Here is a 13,823-nt window from a genome sequence, read left to right as displayed (position 1 = left end):
AGCCTGCTTCTTCTATTACAGAGATTCGATATGTCAGAAATCAGCCGAGCCGTGTTATTCGGTAAACTGGACACGCTGTTATTTACCTCGCTGGAAAGCGCCACCGCCTTTTGCAAGCTGCGCGGCAACCCGTATGTCGAGTTGGTGCACTGGCTGCATCAACTGATGCAGCAGCAGGACGGTGACTTACAGCAGGTGATCAGTCATTTTTCACTGGATGAAAACGCGCTGACGCGGGATATCGTGGCGGCGCTCGACCGCCTGCCACGCGGCGCAAGTGCCGTCTCCGATCTCGCCGAACACATCGACAGCGCCGTGGAGCGCGCCTGGGTGTATGCCTCGCTCAAATATGCGGCCAGCCGCATTCGTGGCGGCCACCTGTTAATCGGCATGCTCAAGACCTACAGCCTTGCCAGCGTGCTGAAAGGTATTTCATCTCAGTTTTCGCGCATTAACGTCGATGTCCTGCTGGATCAATTCGAGACTTTACTCGGTCACAGCAAAGAGGCACAGCAGGCGCTGACGCAGCCGGATGTCGCCGCCGCTCCGGCAGCAGCAGGCAGCAGCACCCTGGCGCAATACGCGCAGGACCTTACCGCGCGTGCGCGTGATGGCCGTATCGATCCGGTGACGGGACGCGATGAAGAGATCCGCCAGATGGTGGATATCCTGATGCGTCGCCGCCAGAACAATCCCTTGCTGACCGGTGAAGCCGGTGTCGGCAAGACGGCGGTGGTGGAGGGGCTGGCCCTGCGCATTGCCGCCGGTGATGTGCCTGCGCCACTGCGCGATGTGCAACTCTGGCTGCTGGATATCGGCATGTTGCAGGCCGGGGCCGGGATGAAGGGCGAGTTTGAAGCGCGCCTGCAAGCGTTGATCAACGAAGTGCAATCCTGTCCCACCCCTGTTGTGTTGTTTGTGGATGAAATCCACACCCTGATTGGTGCCGGTGGGCAGCAGGGGACCGGCGACGCGGCGAACCTGCTGAAACCGGCACTGGCTCGTGGTCAGTTGCGTACCATCGGTGCCACCACCTGGGCGGAATATAAAAAATACATTGAGAAGGATCCGGCACTGACGCGCCGTTTCCAGACGGTGCAGGTGCAGGAACCGGATGAGGCCAAAGCCATTCAGATGCTGCGCAGCACCGTCAGTGCGCTGGAAAAACATCATCAGGTGTTGCTGCTGGATGAAGCGGTCAGCGCCGCAGTCAAACTGTCGCATCGTTACATTCCGGCGCGGCAGTTACCGGATAAAGCGGTCGCGCTGCTCGATACCGCCTGTGCGCGGGTGGCGGTCAGCCAGGGGGCGCAACCTGCGGCGCTGGAAGATTGTTTACATCGTTTGGCGGCGCTCGACATTGAAGCAGAAATCGCCGGGCGCGAGGCCAAAGTGGGGCTGGGAGCACCTGAGCGCCAACAGGAGATTGCCCGGCAGCAGGCTGCACTGTGCGCCATGCGTGATGCGCTGACAGCGCGCTGGCAGCAGGAGCGGGCGCTGGTGGATCAACTTATCGCGTTGCGCGCACGTTGCGTCAGTGAAGATGATACGGCGCTGCGCAGTGAGCTGGACGCCACCCGGCAGCAGTTACATGACCTGCAAGGCGAAGAACCGCTGCTGTTTGCCGCGGTGGATGCCAGCGTGGTCGCCGCCGTGGTCGCCGACTGGACCGGCATCCCGCTGGGGCGCATGGTGAAGAACGAAATCGATGCGGTGCTGAATCTGGCCGACACCCTGAACCAACGGGTCATTGGTCAGCGTCATGGGCTGGATCTGATTGCGAAACGGGTTCGCACCTCACGCGCGCGGCTGGACAACCCCAATAAACCGGTTGGCGTATTTATGTTGTGCGGCCCTTCTGGCGTAGGGAAAACCGAAACCGCGCTGGCGCTGGCCGAGTCGTTGTACGGTGGCGAGCAGAACATCATCACCATCAACATGAGCGAATTCCAGGAAGCGCACACCGTCTCGACGCTGAAGGGCGCACCGCCGGGCTATGTTGGCTATGGTGAAGGTGGCGTGCTAACCGAAGCGGTGCGGCGTCGGCCATACAGCGTGGTGCTGCTGGATGAAATCGAGAAAGCTCACCCGGATGTGCATGAGTTGTTCTTCCAGGTGTTCGACAAAGGCTGGATGGAAGATGGCGAAGGACGCCATATCGATTTCCGTAACACCATTATCATCCTGACTTCCAATGTCGGTACGCAGTTGATCAGTGCGCTGTGCGCCGACCCCGAACTGCTGCCGGAGCCGGATGCACTCAGCACCGCACTGCGCAAGCCATTGCTGGAGGTATTCCCTCCGGCGCTGCTCGGACGCCTGCTGGTGGTGCCGTACTACCCATTAAGCGATGCGATGCTGGCGCAAATCGTCCGGTTACAACTGGCACGCATCGTGCGCCGTCTGGAGGAGAACCACGGTATCGCGGCAGACATCGACGATGCCGTGGTCAGCCAGATCGTGCAGCGTTGCACCGAGGTGGAATCCGGCGGCCGTATGGTCGATGCCATTCTCACCAATACCCTGTTGCCGCAAATGAGTCAGATGCTGCTCAGCGCCCATGCCCGCGATGAACGTTATCGCCGGGTACAGGTGCGAGCCGAGCAGGGCGAGTTTGTTTGCCAGTTTGCTGTCTAAAGCCGTTCGTTATCAGAGAGTTTTCGTCTATGTCGGAACACGATAATCACCTCAATGTCCCCAACGCATTGCCCCTGGGTTACCGGTTTAATGAGTTCGAGATCAAAGAAGTCATCGGCGGTGGCGGCTTTGGCATTGTCTATCGCGCCTGGGATCATCAGCTGGAGCGCGATATCGCCATCAAAGAGTTTATGCCTGCCTCGCTGGCGGTGCGCAGCGAAGGGTTAAACCTGGTGCTACGCAGCGAACGTTTTAGCAAAACCTTCCATGCCGGGTTGAACAGTTTTATTCAGGAAGCTCGCCTGCTGGCGCGCTTTAATCATCCCAACCTGTTACATGTCCTGCGCTTTTGGGTGCAGAACGACACCGCCTATATGGGGACGGCGTTTTACAGCGGCACCACGCTGTCAACGCTGCGTGCGCGCAATCCGCAGCAGATTGACGAAGCCTGGATTCGCCGCCTGTTACCGCCGTTGCTTGGGGCGATTAAAACCATTCACGAGGCGGGTTATCTGCACCGCGATATCTCACTGGACAATATCCAGATCCAGAGCAACGGTGAACCGGTGCTGCTCGATTTTGGCTCGGCACGAAAAACCATCGGCAACCTGTCCGATGAAAGCGAAACCATGCTGCGTCCCGGCTTTGCGCCGATTGAACAGTACAGCGATAACGATGAAAGCGAGCAGGGCGCGTGGACCGATATCTATGCCCTGGGTGCCGTGCTGCATACGTTGATCACCGGTGCACCGCCGCCGGTCAGCGTGGTTCGCAGTATCGAAGACAACTATCAGCCACTGGCGCAACGTCGTCCGGTGGGCTACTCCCCGGCGTTGCTGAAAGCGGTCGACAGCGCGCTGGCGCTGAAGGCAGAAGATCGCCCGCAAAGCATTGACGCATTTGCCGAGTTAATGGCGCTGCCGGAGCGGGAAGCCGAGCCGGTGCTCGCGGCAAAAATCAGCGGTCCGGGCACCATGCTGGTGCCGGTGGAGGCGGTGGAAGAAGACGTAGCGGTTTCACCGGTTAAACGTTTAATGCAACACCGCTTCGCGCTGCCAGGCCTGGTCGCTGCGGGTGTGCTGGTGGGGCTGGGCGTAGGTTTAATGATGGCCGGGGGCAGTGAAGATGTTCCGGTGCAGGCGAACAACACGCCTGTTGCGGCGCCTGTGTCACCGGCGCCGGTTCCGGCAGAAAAACCGGTTGCTCCGGCACCTGTCCAGACGGCTCAGCGTGAGCCGGAACCGGCCCCTCCTGCGGCACCGGTGGCTCAGGTTTACATTCGCCTGCAACCGGGTGAGCAGGTGCAGGTGAATGGCAAACCGCAGGCGCTGGTCCCCGCAGCGAATGGCTTTGCGGCACTGCAACTGGCACCGGGACATTACACCTTCGCCATCAGCGGCCATAACGGTGCACGCGCCCAAACGCTCACCATTGGGGCGGAAGGTGTCTGGTTGCTCGATCCTCACAGTTAATTATTTCCGGGATTTACTTATGTTTTCACGCATCACCGTCCAGCTGCCCACGGAGGGCCTGCTGTTCTGGAAACTCAGCGGGCGTGAAGCCCTGTCAGAATCATTCTCCCTTCAGGCGGATCTGCTGTCGACCGATGCCCGCATCGATCGTCATGCCCTGTTGGGTAAAGCGGTTACTTTTACGTTGCCGGCCCAGAACCTGCTTACGCCACGTTATATCAACGGCAAGATCACCCGCGTAGCGGTTCGCAGCGAGGAGCTGAACGGCACGCGTTATGCGGTTTATGCTCTGACCGTTGAGCCGGACCTGTGGCCGATGAAGCGTGATCGTAACCTGCGTATTTTCCAGAGCCAGACGGTGCCGCAGATCGTGCAGACGTTGTTGAAGGAGTACAACGTCAATGTCGAGTCAAAGCTCGCCAGCAGCTATCGGGTGTGGGAGTACTGCGTGCAGTACCAGGAAAGCAGCTTCGATTTTATCAACCGTCTGATGGAGCTGGAGGGGATCTACTATTGGTTCCGCCATGAGTCCGATAAACATACGCTGGTGTTGTGCGATGCGGCCGATCAGCATCAGCCGTTTAGCGGCTACGCCACCATTCCCTACCACGTTGCCGTTTCCGGTGGCAGCGTAACGGAAGAGGGGATCAGCCAGTGGTCGCTGGCAGAGAGCGTCACGCCGGGGATGTACAGCACCGACGATTACGATTTCCGCAAACCGAATGCCTGGATGTTGCAGGCGCGGCAGAATCCGGTCGCGCCCACGCCGGGTACGGTGGATGTGTACGACTGGCCGGGGCATTTTGTTGATCACAGCCACGGCGATTTCTATACCCGCATCCGCCAGGAAGTGTGGGAGGTGGAGCATCACAGCGTCAGCGGTACCGGTACGGCGACCGGCATTGCGCCCGGTTACACCTTTGAGTTGCTTAATGCGCCGCATTTCAGCGACAACGGTGAGTATCTGACCACCAGTGCGGAATATCGCTTCGAGGAAAACAGCTATGCCAGCGGCGATGCCACCGCCTCGCACAACATCACCTTTACCGTGTTACCCACCACCATCACCTATCGTGCGCCCCCCAGAACGCCGTGGCCGAAAACGCATGGCCCGCAGACCGCGAAAGTAGTGGGGCCACAGGGGGAGTCGATCTGGACCGACCGCTATGGCCGGGTGAAGGTGAAATTCCACTGGGACCGACTGGCAAAAGGTGACGACACCAGTTCGTGCTGGGTGCGAGTCTCCAGTGCCTGGGCGGGCCAGGGCTTTGGTGGGGTGCAGATCCCGCGTGTCGGCGATGAAGTGGTGGTGGATTTTATCAATGGTGATCCGGATCGCCCGCTGATCATTGGCCGCGTGTATAACGAGGCGAGTATGCCCCCCTGGGCGCTGCCCGCGGCGGCGACGCAGATGGGGTTTCTCAGTCGCTCGAAAGATGGCACGTCAGAGACCGCCAATGCGCTGCGTTTTGAGGATAAGGCGGGCGAAGAGCAGCTATGGATCCAGGCACAGAAGAACATGGATACCCATGTTAAGAATGATGCGACGCATACGGTTGTTAATAATCACAGTCATTATGTCGGGGTGAATGAACTGTATCGGGTGGAGACCAATCGTGTTCACGGCGTGAAAGGCGGTGAGGAACTGCTGACCGGAAAAGGAAAGAGCGACGCAGCAGCGGAGACGTATGTTTTGGGTTCTGGTACCCGGCTGCGGCTGGAATGTGGAGAAAGTGCCATCGAACTTAACGCCAATGGACAAATCAATATTGTCGGGAAGGGTTTTAATATTTTTGTGGAAGGTGATGGGAATATCACAACCTCGGGCCATAAACTCAATCTGAATACTTCTGGCGCAAAACCCGGAACGACAGCACCAGGTTCCAGCCACAAGAAGAACATTACGGAGGCGGTGACTAAGCTGTTTCCAGCAAAAAAGAAAGGTGAGGGATCCGCAAAGGGGGAGAAACACTTAGGAAAGGTGCGTCCATTATCACCAGAAAAAAAGGCATTCTTTGATAAAGTCTATACGGCAGCAAAAGTTAGCGAAAAGAAAACAGGTATTCCAGCTGAAATCACTACGGCCCAGGCTATATTAGAGTCAAATTGGGGAAAGAGTGTGCCAACAGATGTGAATAATAATAAAGTCAGTAATAATCTGTTTGGCGTGAAGGCGCATGGTTCATCTGATTATGTCGAGTCATGGACGCACGAAAACTTGAATGGCAAGCGAGTGTCTGTCCTGGCTAAATTTGCAAGCTATCCTTCCGTCGATGAAAGCATTCAGCAACATGCTAATTTCCTGATAAATAATCAACGCTATAGCAGTTTATTTAATACTTCCGATCCCGTCGAATGGGCTAAAGGACTACAGGAAAAAGGCTATGCAACTGATCCTAATTATGCTAAAAGTCTGATTTCTGTGATGAAAGGGAGAGGGCTTATATGATTAGGATTCTGTGCACAGCGCTTTGTTTTCTACCATTAGTCGTTTCAGCGAATGAGTTCTGTCAGAACCTTGATAAAAATGCCAGTGCTAAGGGTGTACGTTTTGACAATACTGACAATGTCTATAAAGTAAACGGAAAAGGGCGTCTTCAGTTTTACTCTGCTCCGGATGTACAATGCCTGGACAAGGGAACTTTTGTTATTCCTGGTGATTCTCTTTATGCATATGTTGAATACCAGGGATTTTACAGCGTAATGTATTTAACTAAGGATGGCGATCAGGTTACGGGTTGGGTTGAAAAAAACAGATTGCAGGAAACAGGGAAGGGGATCGCACCGGACTACGATAAAATCAGTAACTAATGCTTCTGTTAGTATCTCCCAGGCAATAGAGGTCTCGCTATTATCCTTGTGTGGCCTTTGTCCGGAAAATTATGATTTTCAGATGTCATTTTCTGATGGCATCAGAATAGGTAATTTCATTTTCAACTGAGAATGCCCTCTAAGTAATAACATCTGAGTCAACTCCCCATACGGAATACTTTTATGGACTATCAATTCAACGAGGGATCGTTTTCCCTGTTTCCTGCTGCGTGGCAGGACACCACAATGAATATTCTGCGTGACGAAGCAAGCGGCCTTGCGCTGATTGTCAGCCGTGGCCCCATTCCGACGGGTAGTGACGTTGAACAGGAGTTTCAACGTCAATGGGACACATTGCGCCCCCAGATGGGGAATATCCAACAGAGTGCACTCTCCCGGATTACTACCGGAAAAGAAGATGCATTGCACGCCATCGAACTGGAAACCGCGTTCGAACGCAATGGCCAGGCGTTATGGCAAAAACAACTTGCGACGGCAGTGCCAGACTCCAGCATTCTGATGGTTTTTACCCTTTCTGCTCTGCGTGCTTTCACTGAAGAAGACAATGCGCGCTGGAATACCTTCAAACAGAGTCTGTCACTGCAAAATCCAGGGAACAGATAACTCATGGATAACCGTGCTGCCCGGCAGGGCGATGAGATCATTCATTCCAGCATCTTTGCCGATATCACCAGCATTGTCGCGGAAGGTGTCACTTATGCCGCCATGGGGGCTATTGTCGCTGGCGTAGCCACGGTTGCCGGCCCTCTGCTGGGTATAGGCGCATTAACCGCACTTGGCAGCAGTTGTCTGATGAGCGGAATAGTCGCCGGTGCTGCCGCAAACGCTGCCGGCATCACCGATGATATTTCGGCTGCCGCCGATGGTATTGGTAACTTTCTCTTTCCTCCGTCTCCGGCAGGTGTAATCAGCACGGGGTCGGAAGATGTCATTATCAATGGTCTGTATGCGGCGCGCGCTGCAGGTATGTTGACATCCAGTGATACGCCATCCCCGGAACCTCAGTCTCCTGATAGTTTTGCCGACTATGCCGGAATGCTGCTGTCAATGGCCGAGCAGTTTGGCAGTGCCATGTGGCAACCTTCAGTGGCCTCCGCAGCGGCAGGTACGTCACCGCTGGAACAGGACAAGGTAGTGTGTGAAAAACACAGTGGTCCGCAATATCTGGCTGAAGGGTCGAAATCCGTATTTATTAATGGTCAGCCTGCGGTTCGTGCCAAAGATCGCACGACCTGCGAAGCGACTATCACGGATGAGGTTTCCCCTAACGTCATCATTGGTGGCGATACCCTGACGGTTCGCGATATTAAAAGTGGCAAACAGCCGGGATTAGCTCTGGCGATGATTGGCCTATCACTGATCCGGGGCCGCCCGGGTCAGATCCTGAAGAATATGCCTTGTGCACTGGCAATGGCGGGCGGCGGTATGCTGGCGGATATGGCCATCAACGCGGTGTTCTCGTCTTCGCATCCGGTTCATGCCGCCACGGGTGTCAAGGTGTTAAATGATGAAGCCGAACGTGACTTCGTCCTGCCCGGACGTTTCCCACTGCGCTGGCAGCGCAGTTACAACAGCCTGACCCGGCGTGCCGGTCTGTTTGGCCTGGGTTGGGCTACCGTGTTTGACAGTTATCTGCAACTGAAAGACAAAGAGGCGACCTGGTTCGACGACAGTGGACGTGAACTTCGATTCGCTTTGCCGGGCGATAAAGAGGTGTTGTACAGCGTCAGCGAAGGGCTAATCGTACGCCGTAATCAGCAGGGGGATGTTGCTATTGCTGATGATGATGGTGCGGTATGGCGGCTTTATAAACCGACGGCGGCAAATCCACAGTTGTTGCGACTGGCCTCGCTGAGTGATGAATACGGCAACATGCTGGAGATGGGATGGGATGCGCATGGCCGTCTGGTGAGGATTCATGATGAACCACTGGCGATTGATGTCACCCTGCATTATGACGATGCTCGTCATCCACAACGCGTAACATCAGCCAGCCAGTTCGACGGTGACCAACACTGGCTGTTAATGCGCTGGGCGTTTGACGAAAAAGGCCAGCTTGCCAGCGTCACTGATGCGGCAGATATCGTCACCCGGGCTTTCCGCTACAACAACGAACATCTGATGATTTGGCATCAGCTGGCGGGTGGTCTGGAAAGCGAATACCGCTGGGAAAAACAGGATCACTGGCGTGTAGTGGAGAACCGCACCAGCAGTGGCGATGGTTGCCGGATGGAATACGATCTGGCGGCTGGGGTGACGCGCGTCGCTACCTATGACGGGCAGCAGCGTGAACATCACTGGAATGCGCAGGGGCTGATCACCTGTTATATCGATGAGCGCGGTGAAAAATGGCGCTATGAATGGAACGAGGATGAGTTACTGACGCGGCGTGTTGATCCGCTCGGTAACGCCGTGAGTTTTCGCTACGACGATTCAGGTAACCGGGTTGAAGAGCAAGACGCGGATGGCGCTGTACAGGCAGTGCAGTGGCTGACGCACCGCGCGCTGCCGACAGTCGTCACCGAACCTGGCGGGGCGACAACGCGATATTACTATGATGTTCATCACGGTCTGGAACGGGTGGTGGATGCACAGGGCCAGACTACCCGCTATCAGCGTGACGAGTATGGTCTTGTCACTGACCAACAGGACAGTGCAGGCAACCACTATCGTCGTGATTACAACGATGCCGGACAGGTGATTCGTGAAACGGATTGTTCCGGCCAGACCACCCATTATCGTTACCATCCTCTGGGTTGGCTGAAAGGTGTTACCACCCCCAACGGCGAAGAGACGCACTATGAATTTGACGCAGCAGGTCGCCCACTGCGACTGGAGCGGGCTGAGGGCTGGGAAGAACGTCTGTTCTGGAACGAAGCGGGTTTACCTGTGGCGCAGGAATCGGCCGATGGTTCCCGCAGTGAGTTCCGTTATGACCATTGTGGACGTCTGATTTCAGCCCGAAATGCCCAGGGTGAAGAAATCCAGCGTAGCTGGGACAGTCGGGGCCGCATGACGGCGCTGACTAACGAGAATGGCGAGCGCTACCAATTTTCCTGGGGTGCGGATTCTCTGTTGCTGGCAGAGACCGGACTGGACGGTGTGGCGACCCATTATGCCTGGGATGCCACTGGTCGGGCCATATCACGGACTTTTGCTGCGGGACATCCTGAGGCTATCACGCATCGTTTCACCTGGAGCGCCGCCGGGCAACTGCTGGCACGAACCACGCCGGAAGGACAGACCCGCTATCGCTATACCTCAGCAGGGCAACTGGCAAACATCGCCCGGCATCTGCCGTTATCGGATACCGCGTGGAGCCTTGAACCTGAACAGGAAATTACCTTCAGCTACGATGCGCTGGGCAGGGTCATCGCCGAGCAAGGGGAGCAGGGTAAACTGGCCTGGGATTATGACGCGCTGGGTAACTGTACTGCACTGACGTTGCCGGACGGACGCCAGCTGAAACAGCTTTACTACGGTAGCGGGCATCTGCTGAGTATCGCGCTGGACAATATTACGGTCAGCGAGTTTACGCGTGACGCGTTGCACCGGGAACTGAGTCGCAGCCAGGGCCATCTGACGACGCGCAGTGAATATGATCGTCTGGGACGTCTGACTCGAAAAGAGGTGTTTAACGGCGATGCGCAACGCCCGGCCCCTCGCTGCTGGTCACGTCGTCGCGATTTTGACTATCGCAATAACCTGATCCGTGAAGAACGTGATGAGAATCCCTTCAGCCAGACGTTGTGGCATTACGACAGTACGGGCCGCCTGTTGTCACAGGAAGGCGTACAGCCAGGTAATGCGCAGTGGCAATGGGATGCTGCCGGAAACCCACTGGAACGCCACGCAGGCCGGGTATCCCATAATCGGGTGACGCAATTAAAGGGCATCCGCTGGCAGTATGACGTACATGGCCGCACCACAGAAAAGGACAACGGCGAGGTGCGCTGGCGGTATCGCTATGATGGCGAGCACCGCCTGAGCGAAGTCCTGAGTGAACCGCGCGATCGCAATAAACCACGCACACGGGTGAGTTTTCGCTATGACCCGCTGGGCCGACGCATCAGCAAAACCAGTCAGCCACTGATGCAGGGCAGACCCTCGGGGCGTGCCGTAACAACCCGTTTCGTCTGGGAAGGTTTTCGTCTGCTCCAGGAAGTGCAGGACGAGGTACCCCTGACGTATGTCTACAGAGACAGCGGCAGCTATGAACCTCTGGCACGTATTGATGGCGTAACCGGCCCGGAGATATTCTGGTTCCACTGTGCCGCCAACGGAATGCCGGAACGTTTAACCGATGTGGAAGGGCGTGCAGTCTGGGACGGAGTCAACAGCGCCTGGGGCAAACTGCTGCGAGAATCGAACCAACGCACACCGGGCTTTGCACAGAATCTGAGAATGCAGGGCCAGTACCTGGACCGGGAGACTGGGTTACACTACAATCTTTTTCGGTATTATGACCCGGACAGCGGGCGGTTTACGCAGCAGGACCCGATAGGGCTGGCGGGTGGGCTGAATCTGTATGCGTATGCGCCGAATGCGTTCAGCTGGATAGACCCGCTGGGGCTGAATAGGTGTAAACCTGATTTTTATGTCGGGCCAGATGGACCAAGTGCGACGATGCCCTCAACTGCTTATCGTTATATGAGATATCTTGATGATGATGGTCAGGTCAACAAATGGGCTTTAAAAACAATTGAGAGTAAATCTGCGCCTGCGTCATACATTGGTTTCGAGAAATATTCGACTTCGGCCGAGGCGAAGAATGCATTTCAAATAGCTCCAGAATGGAGTGATGCAAGATTAAGAGGTACGTTTGATACTTTGCAGCTTTATGAAAATGGTAAACCTCAAGTTAGGGTTCCTTATTGGGCTGGTGATAGAGAAGCACCAAGGCTTGAACCATTTGCAGAAGCCTATCCACAATATGGTAAGGGTGGTGCGGTTCAGCTAAATGCAGATAATCGGATAGTCAATTTCGATCAAGTAGATATTATTGATTGATAGAGGGTTGATGTGAATATTAATGAAGGTAATGAGATTCTTCTGGAACTGGCCAAGGAGTATCTTTCAGATAATGCTTTAATTGATGAGGTTGAGAAGGTGATTGCTTCTCCTCCAAAAAGAGTCGCAGTAAGAGGAGTGTTTGAAATAATAAATAAAAATAAAATAAAGCCTTTTAATAAAGAGGATAAGGAAAAATTTGATGAGCTGTTTTATTTTTTTGGGTAAGGAATGAAAAGGACAACGGTGAGGTGTGCTGGCATTATCGCTATGATGGCGTAACCGGATCGGAGATATTTTGGTTCCACTGTGCCGCCAACGGAATGCCGGAACGTTTAACCGATGTGGAAGGTCGTTCTGTCCGGAGGGAGTAAGCAAAAATTGGGATAAACTGTTACGGTAACCAAACCACAGAACTGATATTTTGACTTGGTTCTCATCAGATAGGGTAATCATTTAATTAACTGAGTGTCTTTCGATTTTAATTAAAGGTAAATAGATAATGTTCGATCTCCGCAGTTCTATCTCTGAAATCGGAATTCACGTTCGTACTAATTATGCCAATCATTTCCCTCAAGAATACCTTGCAAATAATATTAGCCTGGAAAATTTTCAGTTAAATTATTCTGATTGGCTAGAGGGTAGCAAAGCTATACCAGAATGGCTTCAGTCTAATCCCACTACTGTGGAAGATAGTCTTCTGCTGGATCGTGCCAAAGGTGCATTTGTTGGCCTGGCGGTAGCGGATGCCGTCGGGACTACGCTGGAGTTTCTGCCACGAGATCAGCGTAATATCACAGATATGGTCGGCGGTGGGCCTTTCGCGCTTAGAGCGGGAGAATGGACTGATGACACTACAATGGCTCTTTGCCTTGCCGAGACTTATCTTGCTAAACAACAGCTGGATTTGACCGATTTCCGCAATCGTATGGTGAATTGGTATCGATACGGTGTAAACAGTGTAACTGGCGTGTGTTTCGATATCGGCATGGCAACCCGTTATGCCCTCGAACAATATATCAGTCATGGGCCTGACTGGTTTGGGAATACAGATCCAGAAACTGCAGGCAATGCGGCTATTATCCGCCTTTCTCCAGCGGCGATTTTCCAGCGTCATTCGCTCCTCCATACACTTTGCGATGCGGAGCAACAAGGGCGTGCGACCCATGGTGCGCCAGAATCATTGGATAGCAGTCGTTTGCTGGGACTGGTGTTACACAAGTTGCTGAATGGGGCGAACAAACAGCAGGCTATGTCGCCACATCTTTGCCCTTTCAATGCGCGAACAGCCCTGATTAATGCAGGAGAATATAAAATGAAAACGCGCCAGCAAATTCGCTCCACTGGTTATGTTATTGATACGCTTGAGGCTGCAATGTGGTCCGTTTGGCACACCGACAATTTTCGTGATGCCATTCTGCTTGCCGCTAATCTGGCGGATGACGCCGATAGCGTTGCGGCAACGGCGGGTCAGATTGCTGGCGCATTATATGGCTATTCGGGCATTCATCAGGAATGGCGTGCCAGACTGGCGGAAGAGAAGCGTATTAGTACGATAGCAGAGGATCTTTTTAAACTCTCACCGACTTACCTGTAGTATTTATCTTTTAAACGGCACGATGACCTATTTTTATTACGGCTGAATATTTAGTGAACTTGCAAAGGTGAATAAGAAAAATCATTAAGTCATTGCATTGCTGTCATATCAATTTTTTATTTCATTATTACAGCTGCTTAAATTTCTGGCTGGCAACCTCTGAACTGGCTGCCTGAGATTTCACTGAATAATCCGTTTTTATCTGTAGCGATACCCGTTACCTCTTTTTTGTTTAATACGGCTCTGGGCCGTAAACCAGTCACGGGACTCCATTT

At 54.2% G+C, this 13,823-nt stretch carries 8 protein-coding genes; all 8 read left to right on the top strand.

The features are described 5' to 3' along the window. Positions 1–30 precede the first annotated feature (30 nt). The 8 genes from tssH to tri1 all read left to right on the top strand — a co-directional run bounded on the left by tssH (position 31) and on the right by tri1 (position 13,548). A complete protein-coding gene (gene tssH / locus AC6I8N_RS12855) occupies positions 31–2,637 on the top strand; it encodes a type VI secretion system ATPase TssH (RefSeq protein WP_497829193.1) in 2,607 nt (868 codons plus the stop codon). Positions 2,638–2,666: 29 nt separating this feature from the next. Further along, a complete protein-coding gene (locus AC6I8N_RS12850; protein WP_497829192.1) occupies positions 2,667–4,109 on the top strand; it encodes a serine/threonine protein kinase in 1,443 nt (480 codons plus the stop codon). 19 nt (positions 4,110–4,128) lie between these two features. After that, on the top strand, positions 4,129–6,558 hold the full coding sequence (gene tssI / locus AC6I8N_RS12845) for a type VI secretion system tip protein TssI/VgrG (RefSeq protein ID WP_497829191.1): 2,430 nt from the start codon (positions 4,129–4,131) through the stop codon (positions 6,556–6,558). Further along, positions 6,555–6,920: a hypothetical protein gene (locus tag AC6I8N_RS12840; RefSeq protein ID WP_497829190.1), complete on the top strand. Its 366-nt coding sequence runs from the start codon at positions 6,555–6,557 to the stop codon at positions 6,918–6,920. The genes tssI and AC6I8N_RS12840 overlap by 4 nt, the downstream gene beginning before the upstream one ends. A gap of 183 nt (positions 6,921–7,103) precedes the next feature. Next, positions 7,104–7,544, top strand: a complete 441-nt coding sequence (locus AC6I8N_RS12835; RefSeq protein ID WP_497829189.1) for a DcrB-related protein — start codon at positions 7,104–7,106, stop codon at positions 7,542–7,544. A gap of 3 nt (positions 7,545–7,547) precedes the next feature. Beyond that, positions 7,548–11,951 carry an RHS repeat-associated core domain-containing protein gene (locus AC6I8N_RS12830; RefSeq protein ID WP_497829188.1) on the top strand — a complete coding sequence of 1,468 codons (4,404 nt, stop codon included), beginning with the start codon at positions 7,548–7,550 and terminating at the stop codon, positions 11,949–11,951. A 12-nt stretch (positions 11,952–11,963) separates the two neighbouring features. After that, entirely contained in the window at positions 11,964–12,179 is a 216-nt protein-coding gene (locus AC6I8N_RS12825) for a hypothetical protein (protein ID WP_497829187.1), read from the top strand. A gap of 271 nt (positions 12,180–12,450) precedes the next feature. Further along, a complete protein-coding gene (gene tri1, locus AC6I8N_RS12820) occupies positions 12,451–13,548 on the top strand; it encodes an ADP-ribosylarginine hydrolase Tri1 (RefSeq protein WP_497830691.1) in 1,098 nt (365 codons plus the stop codon). Positions 13,549–13,823: the final 275 nt, after the last annotated feature.

Source organism: Pantoea sp. X-Soil-TKNS-1279 (assembly GCF_059730565.1).
This window is presented reverse-complemented; position numbering and strand designations above follow the sequence as displayed.